This is a genomic window from Actinacidiphila epipremni, from assembly GCF_012034175.1.
Taxonomy (GTDB): Bacteria; Actinomycetota; Actinomycetes; order Streptomycetales; family Streptomycetaceae; genus Actinacidiphila; species Actinacidiphila epipremni.
The window spans coordinates 44222-58564 of sequence record NZ_JAATEJ010000035.1 but is presented as its reverse complement, the minus strand read 5'-3'; the positions used below and the strand labels follow the sequence as shown (position 1 = coordinate 58564).

The following is a 14343-nucleotide window of genomic DNA, read 5'->3' as shown; positions in this document are numbered from 1 at the left end:
CGTGAGCGAGACGTCCGCCGGCCGCGCCCCCGAGGACGCGGCCGGCCCCGCCGCCCCCGCCGGCCCGCCGGGCGCGCCGGCCGCCACGCTTCCGTACGAGGCCATCCGGGCGATTCCGGTACGCCACTACGGCCGGTGGGCCGCCGCGGTCGTCGTCGTGGCGCTGCTGGGCGCGCTCGCGTACGGCTTCTCGCAGGGCAAGATCATCTGGAACACGGTCGGGACCAAGCTCTTCGACCACACCGTCGTCACCGGCGTGTGGCACACCGTGCTCATCTCGGTGTGCGCGATGGCCATGGGCCTGGTGCTCGGCGTGCTGTTCGCGGTCATGCGGCTGTCGAAGAACCCGGTGACGGGCGCGGTCGCGTGGGCTTACATCTGGTTCTTCCGCGGCACGCCGGTCTACGTGCAGCTGCTGATGTGGTTCAACCTGTCGCTGATCTTCCAGACGATCAACCTGATGCCGTTCTACAAGAACGACACCGTCGCCGTCATGACGCCGTTCGTGGCCGCGCTGCTGGGCCTCGGGCTCAACGAGGGCGCGTACATGGCCGAGATCGTCCGGGCCGGCATCCAGTCGGTCGACCCCGGGCAGACCGAGGCCGCGCACGCGCTCGGCATGACCGGCGCGAAGACCATGCGCAGGATCGTGCTCCCGCAGGCCATGCGGGTGATCATCCCGCCGACCGGCAACGAGTTCATCAACATGCTCAAGACGTCGTCGCTGGTGTCGGTCGTGCAGTACTCCGAACTGCTGCGCGCCACCTCGGACATCGGGATCAGCTCCAACGCGATCATGGAGATGTACTTCGTCGCGTCCGTCTGGTACCTGGTGCTGACCAGCGTCTTCAGCGTCGGCCAGTTCTACCTGGAGCGGCGTTTCGCCCGCGGCTCGCAGCGCTCGCTGCCGCAGACCCCGTGGCAGAAGGTCCGGACGAACCTGACCACCCTGCGCCGACCGAAGGTGGCCCGATGAGCACCCCGAGCCTCGACAAGTCCTCGTCCCCCGAGCCGCGCGAGCCGCGGCCCGCCTCCGGGCCGGCCGGGTCGCCGTCCGGCGGCGGTGTGGAGCCGATGGTGCGGGCCGAGAGCGTCCACAAGTCCTTCGGCGCCGCGCACATCCTCAAGGGCATAGACCTGCAGGTCGCGCCGCGCGAGGTGTGCTGCCTGATCGGCCCCTCCGGCTCCGGCAAGTCGACGTTCCTGCGCTGCATCAACCACCTGGAGCAGATCAACGCCGGCCGGCTGTGGGTCGACGGCGTCCTGATCGGCTACCGCCAGCACGGCGACAAGCTCTACGAGCTGCGCGACCGGGAGGTCGCCGCGACCCGCCGGGACATCGGCATGGTCTTCCAGCGCTTCAACCTCTTCCCGCACATGACGGCGCTGGAGAACGTCATGGAGGGCCCGGTCCAGGTCAAGCGCGAGTCGCGGGCCGCCGCCCGGGAGCGGGCCGGCGCGCTGCTGGAGCGGGTGGGGCTGGCCGACAAGGCCGGCAGCTACCCCTCGCAGCTGTCCGGCGGCCAGCAGCAGCGGGTGGCGATCGCCCGGGCGCTGGCCATGGAGCCCAAGCTCATGCTCTTCGACGAGCCGACGTCCGCGCTGGACCCGGAGCTCGTCGGCGATGTGCTGGACGTGATGCGGGGGCTGGCCGAGGACGGCATGACCATGATCGTGGTCACCCATGAGATGGGCTTCGCCCGGGAGGTCGGCGACTCGCTGGTCTTCATGGACGACGGCGTCGTCGTCGAGTCCGGCCGGCCGCGCGAGGTGCTGGCCGATCCGCAGCACGAGCGGACCAGGGCGTTCTTGTCCAAGGTGCTGTAGCGGGTACGCAGCTCGTCTTTGCCGTCCGTACGCGGTTCGTCCGCAGTCCGTGCACAGCTCGTCCCCGCAGTCCGTACACGGCCGGTACGGGACCGGCCGGGCGGTAATACCCTTGGGTGCGACCGGGCTCTTACCGGGCCCGGTCGCACGCCATGGCCGCCGCCGTCCGGAGCCGACGGCGCCGCCCCCCGGAGAGGACCAAGAGGACCAGCTGTGGACCTGGCTTACTACGCGGACCTGGCCGTACGGCTGGTCAACACCGAGGAGCCGCAGCGCGGCACCGACGCGCTGACCTCGGTCGAGGCGGTACGCGACCTCATGGGCCCGGGCACGCACGCCGCGTCGCGGGTCACGGAGGCCGATGTGCCGCGGCTGCGTACCGTACGCACCCGGCTGCGCGGGGTGTTCGAGGCGGCGGACGCCGGGGAGGAGCGGCGGGCGGTCGACCTGCTCAACGCGCTGATGCTGGAATTCCCCGTCAGCCCGCAGATCTCCGGCCACGACACGCTCGACGACGCCACCGGCCGCCCCGACTGGCACATGCACCTCGCCGACCAGGCGGTCAACGCCACCGCGGGCTACTCGGCCACCGCCTGCATGGGCCTGGCCTTCCAGCTCACCACGCTGGGCGTGGACCGGCTCGGCATCTGCGAGGCCGCGCCCTGCCGCAACGCCTACGTCGACACCTCCACCAACAGGTCCCGCCGCTACTGCTCCGACCGCTGCGCCACCCGCGCCAACGTCGCCGCCTACCGGGCCCGCAAGCGCCTGGAGAGCGAGCGGTCCGGCCGCAGCGGGCGCACCGCCGAGGCCGCCCACGAGGCCACCCCGGCGACCGAGCGCTGAAGCTCGCGGGGCGGTCGGAACCTCCCCCGCGCCCGGGCCAGCACCAGGTCGTCCGGCACCACGCCGAACTCCCGGCTGTCGTTCTCCACGAACGTGTTGTCGCCGCGCACCCACCAGCCGCCCTCGCGCCGCTCCACGGCCCGCTTGACGATCAGCAGGTCCTGCTGCAGCGGATGCCGCATCACCACGACGTCACCCTCCCGCACCAGCTCGGCCCCGCTGCTGATCTTCTGCACCAGCAGCCAGTCCCCGTGCAGCAGCGTGGGCGCCATCGACGGACCAGTGACCTCGACCAGCTGCCACGACAGCCTGGCCCCCTGCTCCCGCATTCCCGCCTCCCGGCTCGTTCCTCCACCTGCCCCAGGGTGACACCAGACTTTTGGCCTAAGCCACCTGGGGCACCCGAGAAAACGACTCCTCCAGGGAGTAATGTCCCACCTGAAAGACGATCACGAGGAAGGACAGCCATGTTCACTCGCCTGTTCGCGCCCAAGGTCAAGGTCAGCGCCCACTGCGACCTGCCCTGCGGCGTCTACGACCCGGCCCAGGCCCGTATCGAGGCGGAGTCGGTCAAGGCCATCCAGGAGAAGTACCAGGGCAACGAGGACGCGGACTTCCGCACCCGCGCCGTGGTCATCAAGGAGCAGCGCGCCGAGCTGGCGAAGCACCATGTCTCCGTCCTGTGGAGCGACTACTTCAAGCCCCCGCACTTCGAGAAGTACCCCCAGCTGCACCAGCTGGTGAACGACACCCTCAAGGCCCTCAGCGCCGCCAAGGCCTCCCACGACCCGGCGACCGGCCAGAAGGCGCTGGACCTGATCGCGGAGATCGACAAGATCTTCTGGGAGACCAAGAAGGCCTGACCCCGGCCGGCTCCCTCCGACCGGTGGTCACCCCCTGGGTGAGCCCTCGGGACCGCACCCCCGACCGCACGGCTGCCCCCTCCGGGGCACCCGCCCGGCCCCGGGTGCGGTCTCGTTTTGCTTTTCACCGCTGCGTGGCGGAGAACAGCAGGGTGGGTTCGGCGAGGATGTCGCGGCCCGTTTCGCTCGTGTAGACGGTGTCGACGCTGCCGAAGCGGGCGTCGGCGTAGTCCAGTCCCAGCCGGGCGGCGGCCTGGCGGACGGACGCCTCGTCGGGGCCCTCGATCTCCAGGAAGGTGGGGAGGCCGGGCCAGGTGTCGAAGTCGAAGGCGACACCGCCCAGTTGCCACTCCTCGCGGTAGTTCTCCTGGTAGCGCACCTCGCGCAGGCCCAGGCTGCCGAGGATCTCGGCCATCGCCGCGAGGTCGCCGACCTCGGTCTCGACCTCGGTCGTCCCGTGGATCGAGGTGGCGTCGGTGACCTGCTTGAGGGTGAGCGTGGTGCGGGTGCCTTCGTCGCGCAGGCGGACCCACTGGGAGCCGTCGAGGGCGTCGCTCTCGAAGATCTTGCGGGTGAGCAGGGTCCGGGGGATCGTCCGGACGGCGCCCAGGGCTGCCAACTCGGCCTGGAGGCCGGCCACGTCGACGGCGAGGAACTTCGCCTCGTACTCGTGCTTCATGATCGCTTCACGGCCTTTCGGTGGTCGCCGGGGAAATTGCCCCTGTCCGACGATGATGACCGCACCGGGCACCAGGAGGGTCCACGTCCCATGGGCGACGGCACTGCCCGCCCACCCGCACGGGAAGTGGTGGCGGTCGTCCAGGCCGGGTGGGCGTGGGTTAGCGTCGGGGGTATGTATGCCGTATACGCCGCGCGGATCGATCGGGAGCAGCCGCTCAGGGGGCTGGAGTCGGGGGAGAGGCCCGCGCCGGGGCGGCGGGCGGGGTGGAGTGTCGTCGAGGTCAGGGCGGCGTCGCTGAACCACCATGACCTGTGGTCGTTGCGCGGGGTGGGGCTCGGGGAGGAGAGCCTGCCGATGATCCTCGGGTGCGACGCCGCCGGGGTCGACGAGGACGGCAACGAGGTGGTGCTGCACTCCGTCATCGGCCAGACCGGGCACGGCGTCGGCCCGCGCGAGCGCCGCTCGCTGCTCTCCGAGAAGTACCAGGGCACGCTCGCCGAGCGCGTCACCGTACCCACGTGGAACCTGCTGCCCAAGCCCGCCGGGCTCAGCTTCGAGGAGGCCGCGTGCCTGCCCACCGCGTGGCTGACCGCGTACCGCATGCTCTTCACCAACGCCGGGGTACGGCCCGGCGACGCGGTCCTGGTGCAGGGCGCGGGCGGCGGGGTCGCGACCGCCGCGATCGTGCTGGCCAGGGCCGCGGGGCTGCGGGTCTACGCGACCAGCCGGGACGAGGGCAAGCGGCGCCGGGCGCTGGAGCTGGGGGCGCACGCGGTCGTCGAGCCCGGCGGGCGGCTGCCGGAGCGGGTGGACGCGGTCATCGAGACGGTCGGCGCCGCCACCTGGTCGCACTCCGTCAAGTCGCTGCGGCCCGGCGGCACCCTGGTCATCTCCGGTGCCACCAGCGGGCCCAACCCGCCGGCCGCGGAGCTCAACCGGATCTTCTTCCTGGAGCTGAAGGTCGTCGGCTCCACGATGGGCGACAAGGACGAGCTCGCCGACCTGCTGAGCTTCTGCGAGCTGACGGGCGTCCGCCCGGTCATCGACTCGGTGCTGCCGATGGACCGGGCCCGCGAGGGCTTCGAACGGCTGGAGCGCGGCGAGGTGTTCGGCAAGGTCGTGCTGACCAATCCCTGAACCGCAAGCCCGGGGTTCGTGAGTTCGCGACTTCCTGAGCCTGAGTGAGGTCGTCCGGGGCTGGGGGCGTCCCGGCTCGATCCCTTACGTCCCCGGTCCGTACGGCCTCAGCTCCCGCCGCCCCGCAGCGCCGCCGCCACATGCGCCGCCGCAGCCTTCAGGTGGCGGCGCACCTCGCGCAGCTGCTCCTCCGTCACGCCGTGGTCCCGCGCGGTGTCGCGGACGTCGTCGCGGAAGCGGTCCAGCAGCCGTTCCAGGTCCCGCATCGGGTTGCCGGACGGCGCCAGGTCCGGGTAGGGCTCGCCCTCGCCGGGGGCCTCCGCGGCCGGGCCGTCCGAGGGCTGCCAGTACGGCGGCCCCCACGGCGTCTTCGGCACGTCCATCGGCCCGGGCCCGGGCGCCGCACCCGCAGCCGTACCCGCAGCCGTACCCGCGCCCGGCGAACCCCCAGGACCCGGCGGCGTACCGAAGCGCCCCAGCTCGCGGGACAGTTCCGCCAGCCCCTCGCGCAGCCCCGCCTGCCAGTCACCGGAGCGGGTGTGCGCATGGACCTGCTCCTGCACCTGGCGGGCGATGCGCTGCACCTCGTCGCGCGCCACGTCCATCGCGTCCCGCGCGGCCTTCGCCTGCTTGCGCGCGTCCCGCGCCTCCTCGCGCGCCCGGCGGCTCTCCTCCTTCGCCCGCTGGGCCTGCTCCTTCCAGCCCTGCTTGGCGTCCCGGAAGGCGCGGTGCACGTCCTCCGGCTGCGTCCTGGCCTCCTGCGCCGCCGCCCGCACCTCGCGCCGCAGGTCACCGGCGGCGCCCCGCACGTCCTCGCGGATCTCGGCGGCCAGCGTGGAGACCGACGCGCGGATCTCCGCCTCCAGGCCGGCGATCTCCTCGGCCCGCGAGGCGAGTTCGGCCCGGCCCTCGTCGGTGAGGGCGTAGATCTTGCGACCGCCCTCGGTGGAGTGCGTGACCAGGCCCTCCTTCTCCAGCTTGGCCAGCCGCGGGTAGACGGTGCCGGCCGAGGGCGCGTAGAGGCCGTGGAAGCGCTCCTCCAGCAGCCGGATGACCTCGTAGCCGTGCCGCGGCGACTCGTCGAGCAGCTTGAGCAGGTACAGCCGCAGCCGGCCGTGGGCGAAGACGGGGGCCATGATCACAGGTCCTTCCGGAACGAGGGCGCGTCTTCCAAGGGGGGCCTGCGCAGCAGGGCGATCGCGCCGGAGACGGTGGTGGCGCGCAGCCGGGTGCCGCCGGAGCCGACCTTGCCGGTGATTCTCTTGGCCCCCCACATGCCGGTGACCTCCAGTTCGTCGAAGGCGCAGGAGACCCGGCCGCTGGTGGTGTTGGCGTCGACGTCGGCGTCGGCGGGCTCGGGGATGCGGACGGCGATCTCGCCCGAGACGGTGGTGAGCCGGACGTCCGCGCCGGCCGACGGGTCGAGGTCCAGCACGATGGAGCCGTTGACGGAGTCGGCCCGCACCTGCGAGCCGCTGCCCTCGACGACGGTGAGGTCACCGGAGACGGTGTTGAACTGCAGCGTGCCGGACACGGACTGCGCCTCGACGTTGCCGCTCACGCTCTGCGCCTTGACCGGCCCGGTCAGGCCCACCAGCGCGGTGTCGCCGGTCACGCCCTGTACGAGGGTCGGCCCGCTGATGCCGGAGATCACCGCGCCGGCGCCGACCACCCCGACCTCCACCCGGGTGCGCGGCGGCACCGCGAGCGAGATCACCGCCCGGCGCTTCCACTCCCGCCGGTCGCGCCACTTGAGCAGGCCCTTCCAGCTGAGGTCGTCGTACGCGACGGTGAGCGTGCCGCCCTTGCGGGTCACCGTCAGCGGTGGCCCGTCGAGTTCGGTGATCTCCATCCGGGCGGGCCCCTCGTCGGTGCCGACGACGTTGACGGCGCCGCCGACGATGCGTACGCAGAGTGTGTCGAGCGCGTCCTCGAACGTGAACGTGCCGGGTTCGCCGACCGTGCGGTCCTCCGCCATTGCCCCTCCTGGCCCCTTGCGCGCCACCACCGCCCGTACGGCGGCAAGACGCGATATACCGTGTCCTCGCACTGAACACGATATATCGCGTCGCCGGTAAGTCAAGCGGCGGTGTCGCGCCAGCCACGTGCCGCGGGCGGACCGGCCGGAACCGCCGGCTACTCCTCCTCGTCTTCCTCGTCGTGCCGGGCGAGCCACGTCGCCAGCCGCTCCACCGGAACCTCGAACTCCGGGTTCAGGTCGACGAACTCGCGCAGCCGGTCGGCCAGCCACTCCAGGGTGACCTCCTCCTCTCCGCGCCGGTCGGCGAGCTCCTCGATGCCGCGGTCGGTGAAGTACAAGATCTGCTCCGTAAACAGGGGTGGGACGGTCACAGGACGGGGAAGAACAGCGAAGGACGGGGACGGAAAGGGCGTACGACCGCAAGGATAGGAGTAGCTCCGAAGGACCTCGCCACGGCACGGTGAGGCGCTAGCCTTCGGAGATCGTCACCGGCCGGTGGGGGTGGGGCGTGAGCGACCGCATGGGGGGAACGGGGTGACGCAGCGCGGCGACGAGCCGGACCCCGTCGACCCGGCCGAGCACCTCCTCCCGCTGGTCGGCGAGGCCACCGTCCGGATCCACGGCACCGAGCCCGGTCACCCGCTGTACGGCAGCGGCTTCTTCGTCGCGCCGAACTGGGTGCTGACCTGCGCCCACGTGGCGTGCCGGACGCCGGAGGAGACCGGTGCGGACGACCGGGAGGAGGCGGCGGTGGGGCAGCCGGCGGCACGCAAGGTCACGGTCGGCTGGGGTGACCGGATGCTGGACGGCGTCGTCGAGTGGGCCGAGCCCCCGGCCGCCGGCGCGGACGCCGAGAGCTGGCCCGCGCCCGACCTCGCCCTGGTCCGGCTGCTGGACGCGGTGGACCACCCGTGCGTGTGGCTCAGCGAGCGCACCGCCAAGGCGTACCCCACCAACCAGGTCGCCTTCTCCGGCTGGACCCTCATCGACGGCGCGATCGAGTCGTACGACGGCCGCTGCACCATCACCGGCCAGGTCCGCACCACCGGCGCCCTGCGCCTGGGCAACGAGGACGAGGTGCCCTACGGCGTCTCCGGCGGCCCCGTGGTGGACCTGGTGCGCGGCGAGGTCATCGGCGTGGTCAAGGCCCGCCGCAAGGCGCGCGACGGCGGGCTCGCCGTCGGCATCCAGCACTTACGGCGGCTGCCCCGCACCCCCGAGGACGACCTCTACCACCGGGTGATGTCCGCCCACGACCTCCACCACGCCGACCGGCACGCCTTCGTCCAGGGCGCCGGCGAGACCTGGACCGACGCGCAGAGCGAGATCGGCGCGTGCGCCGGCCGCGCCCTGACCGCCGGCCGCCGCACCCAGCTGCTCGGGCTGCTCGCCCAACTGCCGCCGCCCGCCGACACCCCCGGCCTGATGAAGATCGTCGCCGAGGTCCGCGGCGAGCCCGCCCTCGGCCTGCCGCACGCCCCCCGCACCTGGCGCGACGGCCTCGGCCTGCTGTACGACCTGCGGCGCGGCACCACCGAGACCGAGGCCGTGCTGCGCTTCGCCGTGCACGCCGCGACCGCCGACCGTACGAGCCCGGCCGACGAGGCCGCCGAGCGCGCGGTGTGGAAGTGGGCCGAGGAGGCCGCCAGCAGCGCCGAGGGCCTGAGCAGGTTCTTCCGCAGCACCCTGGTCGCCGAGCGGCTGACCCGGCTGCGGGTGCGCGCGACGTCCGGGGTGGACCTCACCCCCGCGCAGTGGCGCGGCCCCGAGGCGCTGCTGGAGATCGTGCCGCGCGGCTGGGAGCGCGACCTGTACGACTGGCGGGTGTCGGTCGTGGAGCAGAGCGGCGAGGTCGACTGCATCGAGGAGGAGCACCAGGGCACCCGGCTCGGCGCGCTGCCCGAGCGGCTGCGCGAACCGCTGCGCGAGGCGTTCTTCCGCTGCGACGCCGGCGGGAACCTCGCGACGCTGCAACTGGCCGTCCCCGCCGCCCTGATAGCGCTCGCCGCCGACGACTGGCCGCTCGGCCCGGCCGGCGGCGCCCTCAGCGCCGGGCGCCCGCTGGTCGTCCGGCGCACCGACCCGCCCGAGGAGGAGCGGGCCGCCGCCGCCGACCGGCTCGCCCGCTGGCAGGCCCTGCACCAGCAGCGGCCCCGCCCCGACCTGCTCGACTGCGACGAGGGCACCCCCGGGCCGCTGCCCGGCGACGGCGACCTGCGGGCCCGCCCCCGCGACACGCTGCCGGTGCTGTGCCGCAGCGCCGCGACCGCGCCGGACGCCCTCAACCGCATCGTGCTCAGCGGCTACAACGTCGCGCTGTGGCGGCGCGAGCCGGTCGAGCCGGACACCGTGTGCGCCGACTTCCACCGCGGGGTGCACCGCACCGTACGGGTCGCGAAGACCGCGGGCCGGCTGCCCGGGCTGCTCGCGGGCCTGCGCGCCGCGGTCGCCGACCGGGTGCCGGAGAGCTACTGGTCGGCCGGGCTGACGATCCTCTACGACGATCCGACCCGGCCCGTGCCGGGGGCGGACGAGCTGGAAGCACCGGGGGACACGTGACCGAGGGATGCGAGGTATCGAGGTGAGTGGGATGACCGACGCGACCGAGAACGGCCCTTCTGGCGACTGGCTCATCTACCGCGGCACCGGTGAGCCGCACACCCGGATCGACGCGCTGCCCGAACCCCCGCCCTGGCGCGACTTCGACGGCGGCCCGCTCGTCGCGCCCGGCCCCGGCCCGGACAGCTCCTCGGCCCGCCGGCTCGGCGCGTACCGCCACATGGCCGAGATGCACCGCCCCAGCCCCGAGGAGCTGGAGATGGTCAACGCCGCGCTCTACCTGCGCCGCCCGCTGCTGGTCACCGGCAGCCCCGGCGCCGGCAAGAGCACACTGGCGCACGCGGTCGCGTACGAACTCGGTCTCGGGCGGGTGCTGCACTGGCCCATCGTCAGCCGCAGCACCCTGCAGGACGGGCTCTACCGCTACGACGCCATCGCCCGGCTCCAGGACACCCAGATCGCCGCGAACTCCGGGACCGCCCCGCCCGGCGGCATCGGCAGCTACATCCGGCTCGGCCCGCTGGGCACCGCGCTGCTGCCCACCGGGAAGCCGCGGGTGCTGCTCGTCGACGAGCTCGACAAGAGCGACATCGACCTGCCCAACGACCTGCTGAACGTCATGGAGGAGGGCGAGTTCGGCATCCCGGAGCTGGAACGGCTCGCCGAGCGCGAACCGCAGGTCGACGTGCTGACCGACGACGGCGCCAAGGTCACCGTGCGCGAGGGCCGGATCCGCTGCCGGGCCTTCCCCTTCGTCGTGCTGACCAGCAACGGCGAGCGGGACTTCCCCGCGCCGCTGCTGCGCCGCTGCATCCACCTGGAGCTGGACCGGCCCGACCACCAGCGGCTCTCCACCGTCGTACGCGCCCACCTCGGCGACGAGGCCGCAACGGTCGGCGAGGAGCTGGTCAGCCGCTTCCTGGAGCGCTCGCGCAGCGAACTGCTCGCCACCGACCAGCTGCTGAACGCGATCTACCTCACCCACCATGCCGCGCCGCCCACCCGCTCCCGGCTCGCGGACATGCTCATCCAGCGGCTCGACCGGCCCAGGTGAGGCGGCGGTGGACGCCGAGACGGACCACGGGCGGGACGCCGGAGCCGAGCCCGGCCCCGGACCCGGTCCCCGCGGGCTCGCCGAACTCGCCGAGCTGGTCGGGCGGCTGAGCGGCGCCGGGCTTGACCCCGGGCGCGACGAGCTGGCCGACGCGCTGTGGCTGGCCCGCTGGTCGCAGCCCACCGCCGAGGAGCCGGCGCCCGCCCGCCGCCCCGGCGACCCGCCGCCCGCCGGCCGGGCCGCCGGCGCCGGCACCCCCGGCGACCTGCCCCAGGTCCCCGCCGACGGCACCGACGGCGCCGGCCGCCGGCTCGTCCCGCCCGAGCGCGAGCCCACCGGCATGCTCGACCTCTTCCCCGGCGTCGCCGAACCCGGCCGCGGCCAGGGCCCGACCGGCCTGCCGGTGTCCGTCCCCGAGGCGCCCGTACTGCCCCGGCTGCTCGAACTCCAGTCGGCGCTGCGGCCGTTGCAGCGCTACCACACCCCCGCCCGGCCGCTGCGCAGCCGGCTCGACGAGGCCGCCACCGCCGAGCGCACCGCCCGGGCCGGCGGCCTGCTGCTGCCGGTCTTCCGGCCGGTGCGGCGCGGCAACGCCACCATGCAGCTGCTCATGGACGCCTCGTCGTCGATGTACGTGTGGGAGCGGATGCTGCGCGAGCTGGGCGGCGTCTTCGAACGCCTCGGCGCCTTCCACGAGGTGCAGGTCCGCTATCTGCACGCCCGCCCCGACGGCAGCCCCGCCGTCAGCGGCCACTTCGACCCCGAACCCGCCGCGCTGCGCTCCGCCGAGCAGCTCGGCGACCCCACAGGGCGCCGCGTCACGCTGCTGGTCAGCGACTGCGCCGGTCCGCTGTGGCGGTCGGGGGCCGCCCACCGGCTGCTGCACCGGCTCGCCCAGCACGGCCCCGTCGCCGTCCTGCAACCGCTGCCCGCCCGGCTGTGGTCCCGCACCCGGCTGCCCGTCTCGTACGGGGTGCTGCACCGCGCGCAGGGCCCGCTGCCCGCGACGTCGCTGCGCTTCTCCGCCGGCGCCGGCGGCTTCACCACCCCGCCCGCCGGCGACGCGCTGCCGGTGCCCGTGCTGCCGCCGACCGCGCAGGCGCTCGGCGCGTGGGCGCGGCTGCTGGCCGGCACCGGCGCCGGGGAGGTGCCGGCCGCCGTCGGGTGGGTACGCTCCGACCAGCCCGCGAGCCCCGGCCGGCCGCGCCGCGGTGCCGTGCTGCCCGCCGCGCTCGTCGGCCGCTTCCGCTCCGCTGCCTCGCCCGCCGCGGCGCAGCTGGCCGTCTACCTGTCGGCGGCGCCGCTCTTCCTGCCCGTCATGCAGCTCGTCCAGCGCACCATGCTGCCCGCCTCGGGACCCGCGGAGCTGGCCGAGGTGCTGCTCAGCGGCCTGGTGGTGAAGGCCGAGGGCGACGACCACCGGTGGTACGAATTCGCGCCCGGCGTACGCGACGCGCTGCTCGGCCCGCTGGGCCTGGACGAGGCGCGGCTGGTGCTCAAGCACTGCTCCGCCTACGTCGAGCAGCGCTTCGGCCGCGGCGGCCCCAACTTCCCGGCGCTCGCCATCACCCAGCTCACCGACGGGCCCACCGACGCGGCCTCCGACGCCGCCGTGGCCTCCGCCGCACGGGATGCCGCCCAGGCCGAACGCGGCCCGGCCGGCGCCGACTTCCAGCAGCCCTTCGCCGAGGTCGCCGCCCGCGTCCTGGAGCGCTTCGTACCGCTGGCGGGCCTGGCCGGCGCGGGCGAAGCCCCCCACGGCGGGGGAGCGCACCGCACCGGCGGCACCTCCGAGGTGGTGCTGCGGGCCAGGGAACTCGTGGAGAAATTCCACGCCGAGGGCATGGTGCAGAACCTGATGGAGGCCGTGCAGCTGCTGCGCCGCGCCACCGAGGAGGAGCGCCGGCACGCCATCGACCCGGAGCTGTGGGCGGAGTTCGCCGAGCAGCTGATCCGGCTGTGGCGGCTGCGTGGCGGCCCCGACCTGCTGCGCGAGGCCCAGGACGCCGCGGACACCGCCGCCGCCCACCCCGGTTCGGTACGGGCCCGGGCGGTACGGGCGACGGTGCTGCGCGCCTGCGCCGACGACCGCGGCGCGGTCGGCGACACCCGCGGCGCCCTGGAGCTGCTGCGCCGCGCCGACCGCGAGCTCACCGCGGTGTGCGCGGCCCCCGGCCTGGACGCGGCCCAGATGCTCAGCGCCACCCTGGAGCGGGTCCAGGTGCTGGAGGAGCAGTGGAAGCTCAGCGGCGAGACGGCGCTGCTGGAGGAGACCGTCGGCATGCTGGAGGCGTTCGCGGACTCCTGGTCGCCGGCCGACACCCGCCCCGGCGAGCTGGCCATGGCGCACGGCCGGGCCCTGCTGCGGCTGGCCGGCGCCGCCCGGGACCGGGAGCGCGAGCAGGTGTGCGCGCAGCAGGCGGCGGCGTCCTTCGAGGCGGGCCTGGACGCGCTGCAACGCGCCGACGCACCCCCCGAGCAGGTCGTCGCGGCGATACTCGACCTGGTCGACGCGCTGCTGCGGGCCGGCGGGCGGCTGCCCGAGGCGCAGCGGCTGGTGGACCGGGCGCTCGGCGAGACCCGCGACCGGCTGCTGCACGCCGCGATCCTCGCCCGCGCCGGCCGGATCAGGGCGGCGCGGCACGCCGAGGGCGGCCCGCCCGGTGAACTGGAGGCCGCCGCCGGCCGGTTCGCCGAGGCGTGCCGGCTCACCCCGCGCGACCGGCAGGAATACAGCGGCCTGGTCGCCGAGTGGGGCGCGGCGCTGCTGGACCGGGCGGCGCTGCCCGGCGGCGCGATGTTCGTCAACCGGGCGGTGCTGGTGCTGCGCGACTGCCGCACCGAGACCCCCGAGGGCGACCCGCGGCTGCCCGGCCGGCTGCTGATGCTGGGCAGGGCGCTGGTGCTGCGCTACGAGGCCGAGCGCGACCTGGTCGACCTGCGGGAGGCCGAGTGGGTGCTGGGCCGGGCCGTGCAGCCCGCCGAGGAACCCGCGCAGGTCGCGAGGATCAGCTACGAACTGGGCCAGGTGCACCGGCTGGCCTACCTCCACACCCGGCGCGCCGAGCGCCTGGACTTGGCCGCCAACGCCTACCGCCGGGCGGCGGAGTCCGCAGCGGCAGCGGCGGCCGGCAGCAGTGACCCGCGTCCCATGGTGCGGCTCGCCGCACAGGCGCATCATTGGCGTGGCGAGGTCTACGAAATGGGCAACCGCCGCAGGGCGGCGGCCGACGCCTACCGGGCGGCGATCACCGGCTGGCGGCAACTCCTCGACGACGACGGCGAGTCCGCCCGGCTGTCCACCGAACGCCTGGCCGCCCTCGGCCACGACGTCTGACCGCCGCGCACAGCACAACGCACACGCCAGCACACGCAGACCAGAACGCACACGCCA

At 74.2% G+C, this 14343-nt stretch carries 13 protein-coding genes; 8 read left to right on the top strand and 5 right to left on the bottom strand.

All coding sequences use genetic code 11. The annotated features are described in order from the left end of the window. Nucleotide 1 precedes the first annotated feature (1 nt). The 3 genes from HCN08_RS31230 to HCN08_RS31220 all read left to right on the top strand — a co-directional run bounded on the left by HCN08_RS31230 (nt 2) and on the right by HCN08_RS31220 (nt 2673). Complete coding sequence (locus HCN08_RS31230; protein WP_167986672.1) at nt 2-976, top strand: amino acid ABC transporter permease; 975 nt, start codon at nt 2-4, stop codon at nt 974-976. A gap of 98 nt (nt 977-1074) precedes the next feature. Next, nucleotides 1075-1827 carry an amino acid ABC transporter ATP-binding protein gene (locus tag HCN08_RS31225; protein WP_167986687.1) on the top strand — a complete coding sequence of 251 codons (753 nt, stop codon included), beginning with the start codon at nt 1075-1077 and terminating at the stop codon, nt 1825-1827. Nucleotides 1828-2040: 213 nt separating this feature from the next. Next, nucleotides 2041-2673 (top strand): CGNR zinc finger domain-containing protein, encoded by a 633-nt coding sequence (locus HCN08_RS31220; protein ID WP_167986671.1) that lies wholly within the window; start codon nt 2041-2043, stop codon nt 2671-2673. Here HCN08_RS31220 and sodX read toward each other — a convergent pair. Next, nucleotides 2577-3002, bottom strand: coding sequence for a nickel-type superoxide dismutase maturation protease (gene sodX, locus HCN08_RS31215; RefSeq protein WP_167986670.1), 426 nt, complete (start codon nt 3000-3002; stop codon nt 2577-2579). The genes HCN08_RS31220 and sodX overlap by 97 nt on opposite strands. A 138-nt stretch (nt 3003-3140) precedes the next feature. On the opposite strand from sodX, the gene sodN reads away from it, so the two are divergent. Further along, on the top strand, nt 3141-3536 hold the full coding sequence (gene sodN, locus HCN08_RS31210) for a superoxide dismutase, Ni (protein ID WP_167986669.1): 396 nt from the start codon (nt 3141-3143) through the stop codon (nt 3534-3536). A 124-nt stretch (nt 3537-3660) separates the two neighbouring features. On the opposite strand, the gene HCN08_RS31205 is transcribed toward sodN, so the two are convergent. Beyond that, nucleotides 3661-4215, bottom strand: a complete 555-nt coding sequence (locus HCN08_RS31205) for a class IV adenylate cyclase (RefSeq protein WP_167986668.1) — start codon at nt 4213-4215, stop codon at nt 3661-3663. Between the two features lie 174 nt (nt 4216-4389). Between HCN08_RS31205 and HCN08_RS31200 the strand changes: the two genes are divergently transcribed. Next, the gene (locus tag HCN08_RS31200) at nt 4390-5355 is read left to right on the top strand and encodes a zinc-binding dehydrogenase (protein ID WP_167986667.1); all 966 of its coding nucleotides are present in this window, start codon (nt 4390-4392) and stop codon (nt 5353-5355) included. 107 nt (nt 5356-5462) lie between these two features. Here HCN08_RS31200 and HCN08_RS31195 read toward each other — a convergent pair whose 3' ends face one another. The 3 genes from HCN08_RS31195 to HCN08_RS31185 all read right to left on the bottom strand — a co-directional run bounded on the left by HCN08_RS31195 (nt 5463) and on the right by HCN08_RS31185 (nt 7674). After that, a complete protein-coding gene (locus tag HCN08_RS31195; protein ID WP_167986666.1) occupies nt 5463-6491 on the bottom strand; it encodes a PadR family transcriptional regulator in 1029 nt (342 codons plus the stop codon). A gap of 2 nt (nt 6492-6493) precedes the next feature. Beyond that, nucleotides 6494-7333, bottom strand: a complete 840-nt coding sequence (locus HCN08_RS31190; RefSeq protein ID WP_167986665.1) for a DUF4097 family beta strand repeat-containing protein — start codon at nt 7331-7333, stop codon at nt 6494-6496. A gap of 158 nt (nt 7334-7491) precedes the next feature. Continuing rightward, nucleotides 7492-7674 (bottom strand): DUF6104 family protein, encoded by a 183-nt coding sequence (locus tag HCN08_RS31185; protein WP_167986664.1) that lies wholly within the window; start codon nt 7672-7674, stop codon nt 7492-7494. 196 nt (nt 7675-7870) lie between these two features. Here HCN08_RS31185 and HCN08_RS31180 point away from each other — a divergent pair, with 196 nt between their 5' ends. The 3 genes from HCN08_RS31180 to HCN08_RS31170 are packed head-to-tail and all read left to right on the top strand — an operon-like array spanning nt 7871 to nt 14286. Continuing rightward, on the top strand, nt 7871-9895 hold the full coding sequence (locus HCN08_RS31180; RefSeq protein ID WP_167986663.1) for a VMAP-C domain-containing protein: 2025 nt from the start codon (nt 7871-7873) through the stop codon (nt 9893-9895). Between the two features lie 31 nt (nt 9896-9926). Further along, a complete protein-coding gene (locus tag HCN08_RS31175; RefSeq protein WP_167986662.1) occupies nt 9927-10949 on the top strand; it encodes an AAA family ATPase in 1023 nt (340 codons plus the stop codon). A gap of 7 nt (nt 10950-10956) precedes the next feature. Continuing rightward, entirely contained in the window at nt 10957-14286 is a 3330-nt protein-coding gene (locus tag HCN08_RS31170; protein WP_240970609.1) for an SAV_2336 N-terminal domain-related protein, read from the top strand. Nucleotides 14287-14343: the final 57 nt, after the last annotated feature.

Coding starts and splice junctions, on each gene's coding strand:
- HCN08_RS31225 (WP_167986687.1), top strand. CDS start 1,075: ATGGTGCGGGCCGAGAGCGTCCACAAGTCCTTCGGCGCCGCGCACATC.
- sodX (WP_167986670.1), bottom strand. CDS start 3,002: ATGCGGGAGCAGGGGGCCAGGCTGTCGTGGCAGCTGGTCGAGGTCACT.
- sodN (WP_167986669.1), top strand. CDS start 3,141: ATGTTCACTCGCCTGTTCGCGCCCAAGGTCAAGGTCAGCGCCCACTGC.
- HCN08_RS31205 (WP_167986668.1), bottom strand. CDS start 4,215: ATGAAGCACGAGTACGAGGCGAAGTTCCTCGCCGTCGACGTGGCCGGC.
- HCN08_RS31200 (WP_167986667.1), top strand. CDS start 4,390: ATGTATGCCGTATACGCCGCGCGGATCGATCGGGAGCAGCCGCTCAGG.
- HCN08_RS31195 (WP_167986666.1), bottom strand. CDS start 6,491: ATGGCCCCCGTCTTCGCCCACGGCCGGCTGCGGCTGTACCTGCTCAAG.
- HCN08_RS31190 (WP_167986665.1), bottom strand. CDS start 7,333: ATGGCGGAGGACCGCACGGTCGGCGAACCCGGCACGTTCACGTTCGAG.
- HCN08_RS31175 (WP_167986662.1), top strand. CDS start 9,927: ATGACCGACGCGACCGAGAACGGCCCTTCTGGCGACTGGCTCATCTAC.